16 protein-coding genes and 1 pseudogene are annotated in these 17,619 nt (G+C 61.2%); 6 read left to right on the top strand and 11 right to left on the bottom strand.

The window, feature by feature from the left end; all coding sequences use genetic code 11:
• Window positions 1-104: 104 nt before the first annotated feature.
• Window positions 105-746, bottom strand: coding sequence for a hydrolase (locus F8N66_RS25610; RefSeq protein ID WP_150772800.1), 642 nt, complete (start codon window positions 744-746; stop codon window positions 105-107).
• A gap of 158 nt (window positions 747-904) precedes the next feature.
• On the opposite strand from F8N66_RS25610, the gene F8N66_RS25615 reads away from it, so the two are divergent.
• The gene (locus tag F8N66_RS25615; RefSeq protein ID WP_150772801.1) at window positions 905-1,792 is read left to right on the top strand and encodes a LysR family transcriptional regulator; all 888 of its coding nucleotides are present in this window, start codon (window positions 905-907) and stop codon (window positions 1,790-1,792) included.
• 106 nt (window positions 1,793-1,898) lie between these two features.
• Here F8N66_RS25615 and F8N66_RS25625 read toward each other — a convergent pair whose 3' ends face one another.
• From F8N66_RS25625 to F8N66_RS25635, 3 genes are all read right to left on the bottom strand, one after another.
• On the bottom strand, window positions 1,899-2,765 hold the full coding sequence (locus F8N66_RS25625; RefSeq protein ID WP_150772802.1) for a carboxylate/amino acid/amine transporter: 867 nt from the start codon (window positions 2,763-2,765) through the stop codon (window positions 1,899-1,901).
• A 343-nt stretch (window positions 2,766-3,108) separates the two neighbouring features.
• Window positions 3,109-3,708, bottom strand: coding sequence for an FMN-dependent NADH-azoreductase (locus F8N66_RS25630; protein WP_150772803.1), 600 nt, complete (start codon window positions 3,706-3,708; stop codon window positions 3,109-3,111).
• Window positions 3,709-3,858: 150 nt separating this feature from the next.
• The gene (locus tag F8N66_RS25635) at window positions 3,859-4,188 is read right to left on the bottom strand and encodes a 3-phosphoglycerate kinase (protein WP_150772804.1); all 330 of its coding nucleotides are present in this window, start codon (window positions 4,186-4,188) and stop codon (window positions 3,859-3,861) included.
• A gap of 51 nt (window positions 4,189-4,239) precedes the next feature.
• Between F8N66_RS25635 and F8N66_RS25640 the strand changes: the two genes are divergently transcribed.
• The 4 genes and pseudogenes from F8N66_RS25640 (at window position 4,240) to F8N66_RS25655 (ending at window position 8,470) form a co-directional block, all read left to right on the top strand.
• The gene (locus tag F8N66_RS25640; protein WP_150772805.1) at window positions 4,240-5,163 is read left to right on the top strand and encodes a LysR family transcriptional regulator; all 924 of its coding nucleotides are present in this window, start codon (window positions 4,240-4,242) and stop codon (window positions 5,161-5,163) included.
• A gap of 14 nt (window positions 5,164-5,177) precedes the next feature.
• Window positions 5,178-5,983, top strand: a pseudogene (locus F8N66_RS25645) (alpha/beta fold hydrolase).
• 3 nt (window positions 5,984-5,986) lie between these two features.
• Window positions 5,987-6,544 carry a peptidylprolyl isomerase gene (locus tag F8N66_RS25650; RefSeq protein ID WP_150772807.1) on the top strand — a complete coding sequence of 186 codons (558 nt, stop codon included), beginning with the start codon at window positions 5,987-5,989 and terminating at the stop codon, window positions 6,542-6,544.
• Window positions 6,545-6,637: 93 nt separating this feature from the next.
• The gene (locus F8N66_RS25655; RefSeq protein ID WP_150772808.1) at window positions 6,638-8,470 is read left to right on the top strand and encodes an ABC transporter ATP-binding protein; all 1,833 of its coding nucleotides are present in this window, start codon (window positions 6,638-6,640) and stop codon (window positions 8,468-8,470) included.
• 129 nt (window positions 8,471-8,599) lie between these two features.
• Here the strand turns inward: F8N66_RS25655 and F8N66_RS25660 are convergent, their stop codons facing one another.
• Window positions 8,600-9,724, bottom strand: coding sequence for a GNAT family N-acetyltransferase (locus F8N66_RS25660; RefSeq protein ID WP_150772809.1), 1,125 nt, complete (start codon window positions 9,722-9,724; stop codon window positions 8,600-8,602).
• Between the two features lie 283 nt (window positions 9,725-10,007).
• Between F8N66_RS25660 and F8N66_RS25665 the strand changes: the two genes are divergently transcribed.
• Window positions 10,008-11,324, top strand: coding sequence for a putative porin (locus tag F8N66_RS25665; protein ID WP_150772810.1), 1,317 nt, complete (start codon window positions 10,008-10,010; stop codon window positions 11,322-11,324).
• A gap of 148 nt (window positions 11,325-11,472) precedes the next feature.
• Here F8N66_RS25665 and F8N66_RS25670 read toward each other — a convergent pair whose 3' ends face one another.
• The 6 genes from F8N66_RS25670 to F8N66_RS25695 form a co-directional block, all read right to left on the bottom strand.
• Complete coding sequence (locus F8N66_RS25670; RefSeq protein ID WP_150772811.1) at window positions 11,473-12,513, bottom strand: AI-2E family transporter; 1,041 nt, start codon at window positions 12,511-12,513, stop codon at window positions 11,473-11,475.
• Window positions 12,514-12,582: 69 nt separating this feature from the next.
• Window positions 12,583-13,389 (bottom strand): DUF4892 domain-containing protein, encoded by an 807-nt coding sequence (locus F8N66_RS25675; protein ID WP_150772812.1) that lies wholly within the window; start codon window positions 13,387-13,389, stop codon window positions 12,583-12,585.
• A gap of 166 nt (window positions 13,390-13,555) precedes the next feature.
• Window positions 13,556-14,410 (bottom strand): alpha/beta hydrolase, encoded by an 855-nt coding sequence (locus F8N66_RS25680; protein WP_150772813.1) that lies wholly within the window; start codon window positions 14,408-14,410, stop codon window positions 13,556-13,558.
• Window positions 14,407-15,210 carry an alpha/beta fold hydrolase gene (locus F8N66_RS25685; protein WP_150772814.1) on the bottom strand — a complete coding sequence of 268 codons (804 nt, stop codon included), beginning with the start codon at window positions 15,208-15,210 and terminating at the stop codon, window positions 14,407-14,409. The genes F8N66_RS25680 and F8N66_RS25685 overlap by 4 nt, the downstream gene beginning before the upstream one ends.
• Window positions 15,211-15,439: 229 nt before the next feature.
• The gene (locus F8N66_RS25690) at window positions 15,440-15,883 is read right to left on the bottom strand and encodes a hotdog fold thioesterase (RefSeq protein ID WP_150772815.1); all 444 of its coding nucleotides are present in this window, start codon (window positions 15,881-15,883) and stop codon (window positions 15,440-15,442) included.
• A 32-nt stretch (window positions 15,884-15,915) separates the two neighbouring features.
• Entirely contained in the window at window positions 15,916-17,583 is a 1,668-nt protein-coding gene (locus tag F8N66_RS25695) for an AMP-binding protein (protein ID WP_150772816.1), read from the bottom strand.
• Between the last annotated feature and the right edge of the window lie 36 nt (window positions 17,584-17,619).

A 17,619-nucleotide genomic window follows, 5' to 3' on the forward strand; every position in this document is an offset into this window, starting at 1 on the left:
CAGGAGCGAGCCTGCTCGCGATGAGGGCGTACCAGTCGACAGATCCGTTGACTGACACTGCGCTATCGCGAGCAGGCTCGCTCCTACAGGGGTTGTGCGGATTGTTAAGCCTGACGCTGTGGTGCCTTGTGCACCATGGTGTAGGCGTAATCCACGCCCATGCCATACGCGCCGCTGTGTTCCAGCACCAGGCCCATGACGGCCTCGTAGGTGTCCTTGTGCGCCCAGTCACGCTGGTATTCCAGCAGTACCTGTTGCCAGGTCACCGGTACCGCGCCGGCTTGAATCATCCGCTGCACCGACATGTCGTGGGCTTCTTTGGTCGTGCCGCCGGAAGCGTCGGTGACGATGTACACCTCGTAGCCTTCCGCCAGGGCTTCCAGGGCCGGGAAGGTCAGGCAGACCTCGGTCCACAGCGCGGCGATGATCAGCTTCTTGCGACCGGTCGCCTTGACCGCATCCACCAGTGCCTTGTCTTCCCAGGAGTTCATCGAGGTGCGCTCGATCGGCTTTTGATCCGGGTGCACCGCCAGCAACTCGGGCCAGATGTAGCCGCTGAAGCTTTCAGTTTCCACCGAGGTATAGATGGTCGGCACATTGAAGATTTTGGCGGCCTTGGCCAGGCCCACGGTGTTGTTCTTCAGGGTCTGGCGGTCGATCGATTGCACGCCGAACGCCATTTGCGGCTGGTGGTCGATCAGGATCAGGGCGGAGTTGGTTGGGTTGAGCAATTCACGGATAGACATGGCACGTTCCTTTTGATGTCGGTTTTCTTTAATGAGTAAGGGGTGAGTCGCTGGCCGTAAGCGGCTTGCTTGTCGGCGTGGATGTCACTTTAAGGGCTAGCTAAAAAAGGGACAATTACCTAAAATCGAATATCATTGATTCAAAAAAAGGGACAATCGTGGATCGGATCGAATGCATGCGCGCGTTTGTCGTCACCGTCGGCGAGAACGGCTTCGCCGCTGCGGCCCGCGCGATGGACGTGCCGCGATCAAAGGTGAGTAAACAGATTCAGGCGCTGGAGGAGGCGATCGGCGTGCAGTTGCTGCAGCGCACCACACGCAGCCTGCACCTGACCGAGGCAGGCGCCGAGTATTTCGAAGCCGCGCGCGAGGTGCTGGCCGCGCTGGACGAGGCCGAGCAGCGCGCCCGGGATGGCATTGGCGAGCTGCGCGGGGTGTTGCGGGTCAATGCGCCGATGTCGTTCGGCCTGCATCGGTTGGGGCGGTTGATTCCGCTGTTCCATGAACAGCATCCGAACATCGAGCTACAGCTGGTGCTCAGCGATCAACAAGTCGATCCGGTGCGTGGCGGTTTCGACGTGACGATCCGCATCGCCAGCATGCCGGACTCGACCATGATCGCCCGGCAACTGGCGCCGGCCCCGCGCATCATGGTGGCGTCCCCGGCGTATCTCGAACGCGCCGGCATCCCCCGCACGCCCCAGGACCTGCGCGCCCATCAATGCCTGAACTACGGCTATCTGCAGAGCGGGGTCAGCCTGCAATTGTGCAATGGCCACGAAACGCAACGGGTCAACGTGACCGGGCCGTTGCACGCCAACAACGGCGACTTGCTTGCCCAGGCCGCCGAAGCCGGGATGGGCATTGCCCTGCTGCCGGACTTCATTGTCGAAGACGCCCTGGCAGCCGGCCGCCTGGTGCCGGTGCTCTGCCAATGGCAGGCTCCGGCGATCACCATTAATGCGGTGTACTCCTCGTCACGGCGGGTGCCGCAGAAGACCCGGGCGTTCATCGACTTTCTGGTGGAGAAGATGGCGGCGCGGTAACGCAAGCCCTCTGTGGGAGCGGGCTTGCTCGCGAATGCGGTGCGTCATTGAGCCTGGCTGTTGACTGACACGCCCTCTTCGCGAGCAAGCCCGCTCCGACAGGGATTCAATGCGCGACTGCCGGCTGGCGTATGCCTAACCGGCTGATCCACACCGCCATCAATATCACCGACCCGCCCAGCAGCAAGCGCCCCAACGCTTCATGCTGGTTCCAGATCAGCAAATTGATCAACAGCCCCACTGGCACGTGCAGGTTGTTCATCACCGCCAGCGTTCCGCCGTTGACCATGCACGCGCCTTTGTTCCACCAGTAAAGCCCCAGCGCCGTGGAGACCAGCCCGAGGAACAGCAGCACGCCCCATTGCAAGGGCGCCTCGGGCAGGAAATTCTGTTTACCGAACAACAGGAAGGCCGGCAACGCCACCGCCAGCGCGCCCAGGTAGAAATAGCCGAAGCGCCGGTAATGCGGCAGGTCGCTTGGGTGCCGTGCCACCAGGTGCTTGTAGAGCACCTGCCCGGCGGCATAGGTGAAGTTGGCCAGTTGCAGCAGCAGGAACCCCATGAAGAAATCCGGGTTGATCCGGTCATAGCGAATCACCGCCGCGCCCGCCACCGCCACCAGGGCCGCGATCAAAGCCCAGGGGTTGAAACGACGGTTCAGCGCATCTTCGATCAGGGTCACGTGCAACGGCGTGAGGATGGTGAACAGCAACACCTCCGGGACCGTCAGCACGCGGAAACTCAAGTAGAGGCAGACATAGGTCACGCCGAACTGCAACGCCCCGATCAGCAACATGCCGCGCATGAAGGCCGGTTCCACCGAACGCCAGCGTGTCAGGGGAATGAACACCAGTCCCGCCAGCAGCACGCGTACCAGCACCGCGAAGTAACTGTCGACATGACCGGCCAGGTACTCGCCGATCAAACTGAAGGAAAACGCCTGGATCAGCGTGACAAAAAGTAGATAGCCCATGCTCGCCTCGTTTTTGAATGGCGGCGACGATAACGGGTTTTGCCGGTTATCGCTAACGCTGAAACAGCGCAGAACTTGTGGGAGCGGGCTTGCTCGCGAAAGCGGTAGACCAGACAAATCGATAGTGACTGATACACCGCCTTCGCGAGCAAGCCCGCTCCCACAGGGGGTTTGTGGACGTTCAATAAATCGCAGGCAAAAAAAAGCCCGATCTCGCTAAAGCGTTCAATCGGGCTATGGCACTCAGGAGCAATAAGTGCAAAGGGAGGTTTGATGCGCGTACAGGCTTAAAGGGGTGCGCCAGGTCACTAGACCATCCGGTGATTATCTGGCGATTAACGGGTCAGGCGACCTGGGCAAGCCGGGCGTTTGCCTGGTTCAGGCCTTTCTCCTGGAAGTCGCCGCCCAGGTTCATGCCTTCGGCGTGAATGAAGGTCACGTCGTGGATGCCAATGAAGCCCATGACCTGGCGCAGGTAAGGTTCCTGATGGTCTGCGGTGCTGCCGGCGTAGATTCCGCCGCGAGCGGTCAGCACGTAGGCACGCTTGCCACTGAGCAAACCCTGGGGACCGGTTTCGGTGTACTTGAAGGTCACGCCGGCACGCAGTACATGGTCGAGCCAGGCCTTGAGGGTGCTCGGGATGGCGAAGTTATACATGGGCGCGGCCATCACCAGCACGTCGGCGGCCAGCAGCTCGTCAGTCAACTGATTGGAGCGTTCCAGGGAAAGCTGTTCGAGGTCGCTGCGCTGGTCAGCGGGTTTCATCCAGCCGCCCAACAGGTTGATGTCCAGGTGCGGCACCGGGTTGACGGCCAGGTCACGAACGGTGATCTGATCCTGCGGATGCGCGGCTTGCCACTGGCTGATGAAGGTTTGAGTCAGTTGACGGGAAACCGAGTCTTGCTGACGGGCACTGCTTTCGATGATCAGAACGCGGGACATGGGATGTAGGCTCCATCTGAGAATGCTGTAGGTCGATGGAGTGAAGGTTAAACAGTGTTGTATCGATCAAAAAGCGCAAATAACTGCTATAATCGATCAAGAATTTCGTTTATAAGCGGAGCATGGCCAGACGGCCTGCTCCGCTGAAGGTCATTTCGGCTTGCAGGTCATGCTGATGTACAGCTTGATGATCTTGCGATTGAACTTGGCTGAAAGGTCGGCGCTTTTGCCGGCATCCAGGTTGATCCTGCGGGTCTTGGGGGATTCAGGACCATTGCGGAACACCACCGCGCATTCGGCAGCGGTCTCGCCGTAGTTGTTCAGGGTGATCGAACCCAGGTCGTAGTCGGAGGCGTAGGTGGTGTAGTCGATCTTCAAGCCATTGAGTTCTTTTTGTACGTCGATCGGGTACGCAAACGCAGTCAGCGGCAACATCGCCAGCAGGACAACACCCGAACTTGAAAAAAACAGCTTTTTCATTCAGCAGTCTCCAAATTAGAACTGCGCAGCTTAGGACAACAGGAGCCCATCATGAAAGCGCCCCGCGTGACCCTTGATCAATGGCGAACGCTTCAAGCCGTGGTCGACCACGGCGGTTTCGCCCAGGCCGCCGAAGCGCTGCACCGCTCGCAATCGTCGGTCAGCTACACCGTGGCGCGCATGCAGGACCAGCTCGGCGTGCCATTGCTGCGCATCGACGGCCGCAAGGCGGTGTTGACCGAAGCCGGTGGCGTGTTGCTGCGCCGGTCCCGGCAACTGGTCAAGCAGGCCAGTCAGCTGGAAGACCTGGCTCACCACATGGAACAAGGCTGGGAAGCCGAAGTGCGCCTGGTGGTCGACGCCGCTTACCCCAGCGCCCGCCTCGTCCGCGCCCTGACCGCCTTCATGCCGCAAAGCCGTGGCTGCCGGGTGCGACTGCGCGAGGAAGTGTTGTCGGGCGTCGAGGAAGTGTTACTGGAGGGCGTGGCGGATCTGGCCATCACCGGTTTCAGCATTCCCGGCTACCTGGGGGCGGAATTGAGTGATGTCGAATTCGTCGCGGTCGCCCACCCGGAACACCCGCTGCATCGCCTCAATCGCGAACTGAATTTCCAGGACCTGGAAAGCCAGATGCAAGTGGTGATTCGCGACTCCGGTCGCCAGCAACCCCGGGACGTCGGCTGGCTCGGCGCCGAACAACGCTGGACCGTCGGCAGCCTGGCCACCGCCGCCACGTTCGTCGGCAGCGGCCTGGGATTCGCCTGGTTGCCAAGGCACATGATCGAACGGGAACTGCGGGAAGGTACGCTCAAGCTGCTACCTTTGGATCAGGGCGGCAGCCGTAACCCGAGCTTTTACCTGTATTCGAACAAGGACAAACCCCTCGGCCCGGCCACGCAGATTCTCATCGAACTGCTGCGCACCTTCGACACCGCGCCGCTGGACGCACCTTTCGCCGCCCCTGAACAAGCCTGACACGGAGTGTACTGATGGCCTATTTCGAACACGAAGGTTGCAACCTGCACTATGAGGAATACGGCCACGGCACACCGCTGCTGCTGGTCCACGGCCTGGGTTCCAGCACCCTGGACTGGGAAAAGCAGATCCCGGCGCTGGCCGCGCGCTACCGGGTGATCGTCCCCGACGTGCGCGGCCACGGTCGCTCCGACAAACCCCGCGAGCGCTACAGCATCGCCGGGTTCAGCGCCGACCTGGTCGCATTGATCGAGCACCTGAAGCTCGGACCGATCCATTACGTGGGCTTGTCCATGGGCGGCATGATCGGTTTTCAGCTGGGCGTGGATCAGCCGCAACTGCTCAAAAGCCTGTGCATCGTCAACAGCGCGCCCGAGGTCAAGTTGCGCAGCCGCGACGATTACTGGCAGTGGTTCAAGCGCTGGAGCCTGATGCGTACCCTTAGCCTGCGCACCATCGGCAAGGCCCTGGGTGGCAAATTGTTCCCCAAGCCCGAGCAGGCCCAATTGCGACAAAAAATGGCTGAACGCTGGGCAAAAAACGACAAACATGCTTATCTCGCCAGCTTCGATGCCATCGTTGGCTGGGGGGTTCAGGAACGACTGTCGAAAGTGTCCTGTCCAACCCTCATCGTCAGCGCCGACCGTGACTACACACCGGTTGCGCTGAAGGAAAACTACGTAAAACTGCTGCCCGATGCGCGGCTGGTGGTGATCGCCGATTCGCGTCACGCCACCCCGCTGGATCAGCCCGAACGCTTCAACCAGACACTGCTCGAGTTCCTCACCGCAGTCGATACCACCCCAATCAGGATCACTGACCCATGCTGAAAAAAATCGCCCTCGCCGCCGGCTCCGTTCTGTTCGCCGCCAACCTGATGGCCGCTACACCTGCCAAGGCGCCGCATGTCCTGCTGGAGACCACCAACGGCCAGATCGAAATCGAACTGGACCCGGTCAAGGCCCCGATCAGTACCAAGAACTTCCTTGAGTACGTGGACAGCGGTTTCTACAACAACACGATTTTCCACCGCGTGATCCCGGGCTTCATGGTCCAGGGCGGCGGGTTCACCCAGCAAATGCAGCAAAAAGACACCAAGGCGCCGATCAAGAACGAGCACAAGAATGGCCTGGTCAACGTGCGTGGCACCTTGTCCATGGCCCGTACTTCCGTGCCGGACTCGGCCACCAGCCAGTTCTTCATCAACGTCAAGGACAACGATTTCCTCGACCAGGGTGATGGCTACGCTGTGTTCGGCAAAGTGGTCAAGGGCATGGACGTGGTCGACATCATCGTCAACTCGCCAACCACGGTACGCGGTGGCATGAAGGATGTTCCGGCCGACCCGGTGTTCATCAAGTCGGCCAAGCGCATCGACTGAGACTAAGCTGGACAAGGATGTCCGAGCCGTTGCCGGCTGTGCCGGCAGCGCTCAAACCGTCAAAAGGAGTGCCCGTTCGCGGGTGGAAAACCGATGCTTTATCGCCGCTTTGAAAAACTGATCGACATCTTTCGCGACGCCCCGTCAGCCGCTCCGCCAAATCGTGTCTGGCCTTTCTATACCTATTACCTCAAGCAGGTCTGGCCGAGCTTCGCCGCCCTGCTGATTGTCGGCCTGTTCGGTGCACTGATCGAAGTGGCACTGTTCAGCTACCTGAGCCGCATCATTGACCTGGCACAGGGCACACCCAATGCCGATTTCTTCAAGGAACATGGCCTCGAACTGACCTGGATGGTGGTGGTTGCGCTGATCCTGCGGCCGGTGTTCGTCGGCCTGCATGACCTGCTGGTGCATCAGACCCTCAGCCCCAGCATGACCAGCATGATCCTCTGGCAAAACCACAGCTACGTGCTCAAGCAGAGCCTGAATTTTTTCCAGAACGACTTCGCCGGGCGCATCGCCCAGCGCATCATGCAAACCGGTAACTCCCTGCGCGATTCCGCCGTTCAAGCGGTTGACGCGCTCTGGCATGTGCTGATCTACGCCATCAGCGCCCTGGTGCTGTTCGCCGAAGCCGACTGGCGCCTGATGATCCCGCTGCTGACCTGGATCGCCGGGTTTATCGGTGCGCTCTACTACTTCGTGCCACGGGTCAAGGACCGTTCGGTGAGGTCCTCCGATGCACGCTCCAAACTCATGGGCAGGATCGTCGACGGCTACACCAACATCACCACCCTGAAGCTGTTTGCCCACACGAACTACGAGCAGCAGTACGCCCGCGAAGCGATCAAGGAACAGACCGAAAAAGCCCAGATGGCCGGTCGCGTCGTCACCAGCATGGACGTGGTCATCACCAGCCTCAACGGCCTGCTGATTGTCTGCACCACCGGCCTGGCGCTGTGGCTGTGGTCGCAGTCGCTGATCACCGTTGGCGCGATTGCCCTGGCGACCGGGCTGGTGATCCGCATCGTCAACATGTCCGGCTGGATCATGTGGGTGGTCACCGGCATTTTCGAAAACATCGGCATGGTCCAGGACGGTCTGCAGACCATCTCCCAACCGGTCACGGTCACCGACCGCGACCAGGCCAAGCCACTGGCCGTGGGCCGGGGCGAAGTGCGTTTTGAACACGTGGACTTCCATTACGGCAAGCACAGCGGGGTCATCGGCGACCTCAACCTGAGCATCAAGCCCGGAGAGAAAATCGGATTGATCGGCCCGTCCGGCGCCGGCAAATCGACCCTGGTGAACCTGCTGCTGCGTCTCTACGACGTGGAAAGCGGGCGCATCCTCATCGACGGCCAGAACATCGCCGACGTCAGCCAGGAAAGCCTGCGCGAGCGCATTGGCATGATCACCCAGGACACCTCGCTGCTGCACCGCTCGATCCGCGACAACCTGCTGTATGGCAGGCCCGACGCCAGCGACGCGGAACTCTGGGAGGCGGTACACAAAGCGCGGGCTGACGGTTTCATTCCCACGCTGTCGGATGCCGAGGGTCGCATCGGTTTCGATGCCCACGTGGGTGAACGCGGGGTTAAGCTCTCCGGCGGCCAGCGCCAGCGGATCGCCATTGCCCGCGTGCTGCTCAAGGACGCGCCGATCCTGATCATGGACGAAGCCACCTCGGCCCTGGATTCGGAAGTCGAAGCGGCGATCCAGGAAAGCCTGGAAACCCTGATGCAAGGCAAAACCGTGATCGCCATCGCCCACCGGCTCTCGACCATCGCCCGGATGGACCGGTTGGTGGTGCTGGAGAACGGCAAGATCGCCGAGACCGGCAGCCACGCCGAACTGTTGGCCCACGGCGGTTTGTATGCGCGGTTGTGGCAGCATCAGACGGGCGGGTTTGTGGGGATAGACTGAATCCTGAATTCACACTACACCCTGTGGGAGCGGGCTTGCTCGCGAAAGCGGTGTGTCAGGCGACATCATTGTTGCCTAATACACCGCTTTCGCGAGCAAGCCCGCTCCCACATTGGAGTTGTGCGAAATTCAGGGTTGGCGGTAAGGCAACGCCGTCCTCGCCTCCTCGGCATACGCCAGCACCCCCACCCGTTCCTGATGAAGGAAATCCTTGACCGCGGCCTTCAAACCCGGATGGCGCAGGTAATGCCAGGAATGGGTGATCACCGGTTCAAACCCGCGTATCAATTTGTGCTCACCCTGGGCCCCGGCATCGAAGCGCTGGAAGCCGTTGGCGATCGCATAGTCCATGCCCTGGTAGAAACACGTCTCGAAGTGCAGGCGATCGAACTCCGCCAGACAGCCCCAATAACGGCCGTAGAAACTGTCGCCCCCTACCAGGCTGAACGCCATCGCCACCGGGCGTGAACCCTGCTTGGCCAACACCACGCGAATCGACTGCGGCATACGCTCGGCCAGCAGGCTGAAAAACGCCCGCGTCAGGTAGGGCCTTTGGCGCCGAACTGCGTAGGTGTTGGCATAACAGGCATAAACAAAATCCCACTGCGCCTGAGTCAGTTGCCGGCCTTCGAGCCATTCGAACTCGATGCCCTGCCCCGCCACCTGCTCGCGTTCCTTGCGCATCTGTTTGCGTTTGCGCGAACTGAGGGCATCGAGGAAATCCTGGAAATCCCGATAGCCGCGGTTTTGCCAGTGGTACTGGCAGCCAATGCGCTGCAACCAGCCCGGTTGCTCAGCCATTGCGGCATCGGTGAGCGGGTCGGTGAAATTGATATGGGCACTGGACAGTTGTTCGATCTCCAGATAGCCCGGCAGGCTGTTCAATAGCTCAAAGCCATCCTCGACGCGGGCCGCCAGCAAGCGCGGACCGCTGACCGGACTGAAGGGCACGGCGCTCAGGAATTTGGGGTAGTAATCGATACCGGCGCGCTCGCAAGCATCGGCCCAGGCGTGGTCAAACACGTACTCGCCATAGGAATGCCATTTGCGGTAACCGGGCAATGCGGCGATCAGGCGCTCACCTTCCACATGCAGCAAATGTTCGGGTTGCCAGCCGGAATGAGGGCCGACACTGCCACTGTCTTCCAGCGCGCTGAGAAAGGCATGGCACAGAAACGGCTGCGTCTCGGGCACCAGAGCGTCCCACGTTGGCGCGGCAATTTCGGACAGACTGTGCAGACGTTGCAACGGCATCACCATCCTCACTCGTTCATGGCGTGAAAGCCTGGCGAGTATCGCTTATCGCCATCCATTACACACCCGCCAATCGACGACACCGCTCTAGCTCAATGGTTCGCGACGACGTCGTAACGTCATCGACATGCCATCACATTGCCACCGCTCTGTCATAAACCATCGCGATACTGGCGCCTGTTTTTAGAGCGTCGGGTTATAGCCCGGCCACTGTTTTCCGTCCGTCAATGGTCGGTTGTGCCCTGGATGGCTCAGTCATCCACTCTCATCTTCGGAGATTGATATGCGTCTTGCTTCCACGAAAACTGCGGCGGCCTTGTGTGGCGGCCTGCTGCTGGCCATGAGCGTTCCGGCCAGCGCCGCAGTCGACGCCAAACTGCTCGACATGCTCAAGGCTAACGGCTCGATTACCAACGCGCAGTACAGCGAACTGCAAGCCGAGCTGGCCAGGGATCAGAAAGAACAGCAAATCGCCCGCCAGGCTCAGCAGGAATCCAACGAGCAGATCGCGGCAACCGCGAAGAAAACCAATGAGCTGAGCACCTTCGACCAGAAACTGGCGTGGGCCGCCAAGACCCAATTCAAGGGCGACGTGCGTTTCCGCCAGGAAACGGTCAAGAACGATGGCGTTCCAAACAACAAAGACCAGGACCGCCAGCGCATTCGCGTTCGCCTGGGTGCCTACAGCGAAATCAACCCGCAAGTCGACACCGGCATCCGTATCGCCACCGGCAACAACGACGACCCTCGCTCCACCAACCAGAGCCTGGACAACTATTTCGACAAGAAGCAGATCTGGCTGGACCAGGGTTACGTCGACTACCACCCCGACGCCATCAAGAACCTGCACGTGGTCGGCGGCAAGATGCCACAGCAATGGGTGAGCATGGGCGACGTCATCTGGGATAGCGACATCAGCCCGGAAGGCCTGGCACTGACTTACAAATACCCGCTGGGCGCTTCTACCGAGCTGTTCGGTAGCGCCGGTCACTACACCCTCAAGGACAACGTCGACGGCGACGGCGTGCAGTTCAAGCACGACCTGCGCCTGTACGCTGGCCAGTTGGGCGCACGCTTCGCCATCACCGACAACCTGAAACTGACCCTGGGTGGCAGCGTCTACGGCTACGACAACGATGACGACATCACCCCGGTCACCGGCGTCATTCCTGGCCAGCTGGCCATCAACGGCAACAGCCCGAACGAGCAGTTCAAACTGTACGAAGGCTTTGGCCAGATCGACATCGGCGGCCTGCCAGTACCGCTGTCGCTGTACGGTCAGTACGTGAACAACAAAGATGCCAGCAACGATCAGGACACCGCCTGGCTGGCGGGCGTGAAGACCAAGTTCTACGGCTTCGCCCTGGACTACAACTACCGCGACGTGCAGCGTAACGCCGTGGTTGGCGCCTTCACCGACTCCGACTTCGCCAACGGCTTTACCGGTTCGCGTGGCAGCAAGCTGAAAGTCAGCTACGAGCTGGACAAGAACTTCGCCCTCGGCGCGACGTACTTCATGGCCAATTCCGACTACACCAACGCCAACCTGAAAGACTCCGACATCAACACCCTGCAACTGGATGCTGAAGCGAAGTTCTGATGGATCCCGCTACACGGCTCGGGCAAGGAAGCCCGAGGCGTTTTTACAGCCTGGCGTTGGTCTGACGGTCCCCATCATCCGTCCGTCGGATCATCGCGAGTCTGTTTTACGCACCTCTGCTCACGCCCTCCTCCATTCGGCAACGGTCTCAGACCTTCGCCTGACTCTTGCTCCAGTCGGTCAATAGACTGTAGGCCACCGCCAGTAACGTCGGGCCGATGAACAGGCCGATGAAACCGAACGCAATCAGCCCGCCAAACACTCCCAGCAATACAATCACCAAGGGCAGGTTCCCGCCGCGACTGATCAGGTAAGGCTTGAGCACGTTGTCCACGCCACTGATGATGAACGTGCCCCAGATCCCGAGGAATATCGCCATCCCGTACTCACCTTTCCAGGCCAGCCAGGCCGTGGCCGGGACCCACACCAGCGGCGGCCCCATGGGAATCAGGCTGAGCAGGAAGGTGACGATGCCCAGTACCAGGGCACCCGGCACGCCGGCAATCAGGAAACCGATCAGCGCCAGTACCGCCTGGGCCGCCGCCGTACCGATCACGCCGTTCACCACCCGCTGCACCGTGCCCGCCACCAGCTCGATGTAATACCCGGCGCGATCGCCGATGAGGCGTTCCAGCAAGCTGTGGACAAAGGCCGCCAGCCGTGGCCCGTCACGATAGAAAAAGAACACGAAGACGATGCTCAGGGTCAGCTCGAGAATGCCGCCGCCAATCTGCGCACTGCGCGCCAGCAGCCAGTTACCGACCTGCCCGAAGTAAGGCTTGAGCGAGACCATCATGGCCGCGCCCTGTTGATCGATACTGTTCCAGATGCCGACCAGGCGAGCGCCCACCAAAGGAATGCTGCCCAGCCAGACCGGGGCTTCCGGCAACCCATCGACCTGTACATCCTTGATGAACGCCGTGGCATCACGCACGTGATCCGCCAGGTTGAACCCCAGCCACACCAGGGGCGCCGCCACCAACACCATCCAGCCCACGGTCAACAGGGCGGCCGCCAGGGATTCGCGCCCCTTGAGCCAGCGGGTCAGCAGACGCATCAGCGGCCAGCTGGCAAACGCCAGCACCGCGCCCCAGAACAACGCCGACCAGAACGGCGCCATCACCCAGAAGCTCGCGCCAAACAGCACCAGGAGCAGGATCTGCACCAACAGCCGATCGTTATTGATCATTCGATTCTCAAAAAAAGTCAGTCCGCAAAAGAGTAGGCGAACGCGCGGGACGCGTTCACCTTTTAACGCTTATCGCAGCAGTTGGAAGTGCAGGCCAGAGCCTTCGATACCACCGGTTTCCATCCGGGCGGCCCGCACGCCCTGCCCGATCAACGCCTGCCGCCAGGCTTCGGCATTCGGCCCGGAAACACTGACCCGCAGGGTCGCGTCCAGGTTCAGGCCACGGGAGATCAATCGCAGCCAGGTGTCATCGGGCGCGCTGGTCAGTTTGGGGAAGTCGAGTTCGCCGGTGCTCTTGAGTTCACGCAGCAAGGTCGCGGAGGTCGGCAACAAATCGCCCAATGGTGCGGCAGCCTCGAACTGCTCGACGTGCAGGTAGGCTTTTCGATTGCCTCGGGTAATGCTGTAGAGCGCCACCAGGGTGTTGTCCCGTGGCGCGGCCAGGCGCAGCAGCAAATAAGCCTGTTCATTGTCCGAGCCATAGAGCTTGGCGTTGCCGAACACCTCGTTGGCCCACAGGCTGCTTTCGCCGCAATCGCGCGCCTGGCACCAGAACAGCAACTGGGCGTCCTGCTTCTGCAAGGCTTCGCGGGCTGCGGTGAACGCGTCGATGGATGAATGTTCGGGCGGCAACTCGTAAGTCACCGACGTGGCATTGCCACGGGCGTTGACCTGGCCATCGAAACGCAACTGGCCGCTGATCTTGCGGATCGAACCCAGCGGGTAGATCCGCTCGAGTTCGGCCGCAGGACGATAGTCGACGATCTGCGCATCGACCATGCGCGGTACGATCGGCAGGTCCTGACTGCCCGGAATATCAGCGGCAAAGGATAGGGAACTGAAACTGCACAGCGCCAGCAGGCTGAGGGAACGCATCGATGCACTCATCGGATCAGCATGGTCTGGGCATCCTTGACGACGCTGGCGTCATCGAACACGGCGGTGTTGGCAATCCGGCCATTCGGGGTCGCAGCGGTGTAGAGATCTATCATGGTTGTCTCCCTTTTCAACCCACCAAGCCTCGACAGTTGCCCGGCGCAAGTCAAGGAACGGCGAAGAACCGATTGAAACAGTCTGCGACAAGATCGGCACCGTGCTCGTCATTCAGGTGCAAATGATGGCCGCCTGGCAGCTGTTCACGGCTAAAGGGTAGACGCTCCAGCAACTCCGGATGTTTGGCGAGCATGCCGTCGGCAGCCACCACCAGTTTTGCAGGACAACCGATGCGCTGGACGAAGGCCATGGCTTGTTCGGTGGTCAGACGCAGCGGCGATGGCAGCGTGAGGCGATTGTCGGTGCGCCAGGTGTAACCGCCGGGCACCGGCATCAGGCCCCGTTGGGCCAGCAACTCGGCGGCCTCGCGGCTCACCGCCACCAGTCCTTTCATGCGCGCCTCGATCGCCCGTTCGAGGGTTTTGTAGACCGGCTTGCGTTTTTCCCGAAGATCCAGCTGCGCCTGCAGGGCCATGCCCATGCGCTCGGCAGCATTTTCGCCTTTGTCCGTAGGAGGAATGACACCGTCGATCAACGCCAGATGCGTGACACGCTCCGGGAACGATCCGGCAATGATCAAGGAGGCGATCGCGCCCATGGAATGCCCCATCAGCGCAAACCGCTTCAGGCCAAGCTGCTCGGCGACCTGCAGCACATCGTGGGCGTAGTCCCACATGGCGTAACCTGCGCCGGGCGGGCGGTGCCCGGAATGACCGTGGCCGGCCATGTCCAGGGCAATGATGCGCAAGCCTTTGAGCCTGGGCGCCAGCCGGGCGAAGCTGTTGGCGTTGTCCAGCCAGCCATGCAGGGCAATCACCGGCAAGCCGTCCTCGGGGCCGAACAGGTGAGCCGCCAGCTCGATGTGCGGCAGGCTCAGGCGGACCTCTTCGACGACGTTATTCATGCGCAATCCCGCTGGCGACCGTCCCAGCGGCTGAACAGGTTTTTAAGCATCGAGGCCGTGTCCACTGGACGTTCCAGGGGAAACATGTGGCCACCGGGCACGGTCAGGGCTTCTCCCAGCGGCATGCGCCCGACCGAGCTGGCGTGATAACGCATCACCACCCGACTGTCGTGCCCGCGAACCAGCGCCAGCGGCACTTTCAATTGCCCGGTCCGGCCGGGGCTGGTGTGGGGCACGCCACGGTAGATGCTGATTTCGGTGGCAGGGTCAAAGCGCAGGCGCAGCTTGTCGCCGACCGGCTGCAGACCGTGTTGCAGGTAGGCGTCGAAACACTCCGGATCGAAGCCGCGAAACAGGGTTTTACCGGCGAAATAGCGGCGTGCACTCTCAAGATCGGCGAACTCTTCGCGGCGTCCCAACGTGCGGCCGGCGGGTGTGAGCCTATCGATGAAACCGAAGCGCTTGGCGGCACGGATCACCCATTGATCGGCGCGGGTCAGTACCGGCGAATCGAGCATGACCACCCCGCGATACAGCTCGGGGCAGCGCAATGCGGCGTGCAAATGCAATACACCGCCGAAGGAGTGGCCAACGCCCCAGACCGGTTCCAGCTGTTGCTGCAAGTGATGGATCAACTCATCCACCAGGTTGTACCAGTTGTCGTCCGCCGGGAAACGCGGGTCATGGGCGTGTTGTTCCAGATGCGTCACCTGATACTCGGGCGCCAGCGCCGCGAACAACTTGCCATAGGTGCCCGATGGGAAACCGTTGGCGTGGGCGAAAAATATCTGTTGCGACATACCGGCAAATCCATGAGCGAGAACAGGCGTTGATTGTCCGTAAGACTGCGCCCTGCGGCAATGACTGTAACGGACAGGAATGATGACAGTCCGGCCATGGTGATGTTGCCCTTGTCCTGTAGGTGCGAGCCCTGCTCGCGATGGACTCACGAACGCCGCGGGGTGCCAGGCAACCAGCGTTATCGTTGACGACCATCGCGAGCGGGGCTCGCTCCTACAGGTACGGGGGTCAACGTGCAGGCGGGTTTTCACCCAGCGGCACCACCGCCATGGTCAACCGCGACACACAACTGGCCTTGCCCTCATCGCTGGTCAGGCGAATGTCCCAGACGTGGGTCGTGCGGCCGATGTGAATCGCCCTGGCCACTGCGGTCACCCGCCCACTTCTCAGTCCACGCAGGTGGTTGGCGTTGATTTCCAGGCCCACGCAGTAGAACTTGCTGGCGTCGATGCACAGGTAACTGGCCATGGAACCGACGGACTCGGCCAGTACCACCGAGGCGCCGCCATGCAGCAGGCCGTAGGGCTGGTGGGTGCGATGGTCGATGACCATGCTCGCGGTCAGCGACTCTTCATCGAAGGCTTCAAAGCGGATATCCAGCACTTCGCCGATGGTGTTTTTCTGGATTGCGTTCAACTGTTCGATGTTGGGAGTGGTGCGCCAAAGGCTCATCGCTGCGTTTCCTTGTTGGTTTTATTCGTACCTTAATCCTGCCACAGCACCGCTTCACTGCGCTCGCTCCATTCTTCGAAGCGGGCTCCATAGGCCGCTTCGATCACATTGCGCTTGATCTTCAGGGTCGGGGTGAGAAAGCCGTTTTCCACCGCCCAGCTGTCCTTGACCACCACCAGGCGTCGCAAGCGCTCGTGTTTATCGAGGGCTGCATTGACCTCCTCCAGCAGTTTTTCCAGGCTGGAGTGCAAGCCCGCACGCGCCGTGCCTCCCGCGTCCTGCTGCCCCACCGCCGAGAGTACGCACAAGCCCAGCGGCGCACTCAGGCCATCGCCCACCACGCACACCTGCTCGATGCGTGAATGCACCGCCAGGCGATTTTCAATGGGGGCCGGGGCCACGTATTTGCCTTTGCTGGTCTTGAAAATTTCCTTCAGGCGCCCGGTCAGGCGCAGATGGCCGCCTGCATCTTGCTCGCCTTTGTCGCCGGTGCGCAGGAAGCCGTCCCCGGTGATGGTCTCGGCGGTTTTCTGCGGTTCCTTGAAATAACCGACCATCGTCGCGCCGCTGCGAACCTGGACTTCGCCCGACTCGTCGATCCGCACTTCGACTTCCGGGCATGGCTTGCCGATCCAGCCGTCCTTGAACTGCCCCGGCAGGCAGATGTGCGAATAACCGCAGCTCTCGGTCATGCCGTAGACCTCCAGCACGTCGAGCCCAAGCTTCTGATACCAGCGCAGCAAGGTCAGTGGCACTGGCGCCGCACCGGACAAGGCAACCCGCAAGGCGTCCAGCCCCAACCCCGTCAACACCTTGTGACCGACCCGCTTGCCGATGATGGGCAAACCGAGCAGGAAGTCGAGGCGTTTTGCCGGGATCTTGCTGTACACGCCCATCTGGAATTTGGTCCAGATGCGCGGTACGCCAAACATCGCCGTCGGCCGGGCACGCCGTAAATCGTCGAGGAACGTGTCGAGGCTCTCGGCAAAGAACACGGTTTGGCCGGTATAGATCGACGCCAGTTCGACGAACATTCGCTCGGCGACGTGACACAGCGGCAGATAGGACAGCAGTCGGTCCGACTCATTCAGGCCGAACAACTGCGTACCGCGGGTGGTGGCGAATCCCAGGTTAGCGAAACTGTGCATCACCCCCTTGGGCATGCCCGTGGTGCCGGAGGTGTAGATGATCGTCGCGAGTCTGTCGGCGCCAGGCTTGGGGTCGTCCTGGATCGGTGAGCTGCGCTGCAGGTCGTTCCAGCTGAAATCGAAATCGCCCGGCGGATGCAAGGGCAGGCTGATGGTCACCAGGTCCGGGCTGACGCCGCGGGACATGCCCGGCCAGTCGTCGAGTTTGCCGATAAAGGCCAGCGCCGCTTCCGAGTGTTCCAGCACCTGGGCCACGGACTCGGCCGTCAGGTTCGGGTAAAGCGGCACCGAGACGTGCCCGGCCATCCAGATCGCCAGGTCGGCAATGATCCAGTGCGCGCAGTTTTTCGAAATCAGGGCGATGTGGCTGCCTTGGGGCAATTCGCGAGACCGCAGCCAGTGCGCCGCGCAACGGGCCTGGTGGCCGACGTCGGCCCAGGTCAGGGTTTCGACCTGCCCGCCGCCGATGGGCTGGACCAGGAAGCGCTGGCGGGGATGACGGGCCTCACGCTCGTAGAACACGTCCAGCGGCAAACGAAAAGCAGCAGGCATGCGACTCGCTCCTTTGTTTTTGGTCTGGAGCAAGCG

This window comes from Pseudomonas fluorescens, from assembly GCF_902498195.1.
GTDB classification, from domain to species: Bacteria; Pseudomonadota; Gammaproteobacteria; order Pseudomonadales; family Pseudomonadaceae; genus Aquipseudomonas; species Aquipseudomonas fluorescens_BU.

Excerpts from the sequence above, each read along its gene's own strand:
- F8N66_RS25610 (WP_150772800.1), bottom strand. The coding sequence starts at position 746 with ATGTCTATCCGTGAATTGCTCAACCCAACCAACTCCGCCCTGATCCTG.
- F8N66_RS25625 (WP_150772802.1), bottom strand. The coding sequence starts at position 2,765 with ATGGGCTATCTACTTTTTGTCACGCTGATCCAGGCGTTTTCCTTCAGT.
- F8N66_RS25630 (WP_150772803.1), bottom strand. The coding sequence starts at position 3,708 with ATGTCCCGCGTTCTGATCATCGAAAGCAGTGCCCGTCAGCAAGACTCG.
- F8N66_RS25635 (WP_150772804.1), bottom strand. The coding sequence starts at position 4,188 with ATGAAAAAGCTGTTTTTTTCAAGTTCGGGTGTTGTCCTGCTGGCGATG.
- F8N66_RS25640 (WP_150772805.1), top strand. The coding sequence starts at position 4,240 with ATGAAAGCGCCCCGCGTGACCCTTGATCAATGGCGAACGCTTCAAGCC.
- F8N66_RS25650 (WP_150772807.1), top strand. The coding sequence starts at position 5,987 with ATGCTGAAAAAAATCGCCCTCGCCGCCGGCTCCGTTCTGTTCGCCGCC.
- F8N66_RS25655 (WP_150772808.1), top strand. The coding sequence starts at position 6,638 with ATGCTTTATCGCCGCTTTGAAAAACTGATCGACATCTTTCGCGACGCC.
- F8N66_RS25660 (WP_150772809.1), bottom strand. The coding sequence starts at position 9,724 with ATGCCGTTGCAACGTCTGCACAGTCTGTCCGAAATTGCCGCGCCAACG.
- F8N66_RS25665 (WP_150772810.1), top strand. The coding sequence starts at position 10,008 with ATGCGTCTTGCTTCCACGAAAACTGCGGCGGCCTTGTGTGGCGGCCTG.
- F8N66_RS25670 (WP_150772811.1), bottom strand. The coding sequence starts at position 12,513 with ATGATCAATAACGATCGGCTGTTGGTGCAGATCCTGCTCCTGGTGCTG.
- F8N66_RS25675 (WP_150772812.1), bottom strand. The coding sequence starts at position 13,389 with ATGCGTTCCCTCAGCCTGCTGGCGCTGTGCAGTTTCAGTTCCCTATCC.
- F8N66_RS25680 (WP_150772813.1), bottom strand. The coding sequence starts at position 14,410 with ATGAATAACGTCGTCGAAGAGGTCCGCCTGAGCCTGCCGCACATCGAG.
- F8N66_RS25685 (WP_150772814.1), bottom strand. The coding sequence starts at position 15,210 with ATGTCGCAACAGATATTTTTCGCCCACGCCAACGGTTTCCCATCGGGC.
- F8N66_RS25690 (WP_150772815.1), bottom strand. The coding sequence starts at position 15,883 with ATGAGCCTTTGGCGCACCACTCCCAACATCGAACAGTTGAACGCAATC.
- F8N66_RS25695 (WP_150772816.1), bottom strand. The coding sequence starts at position 17,583 with ATGCCTGCTGCTTTTCGTTTGCCGCTGGACGTGTTCTACGAGCGTGAG.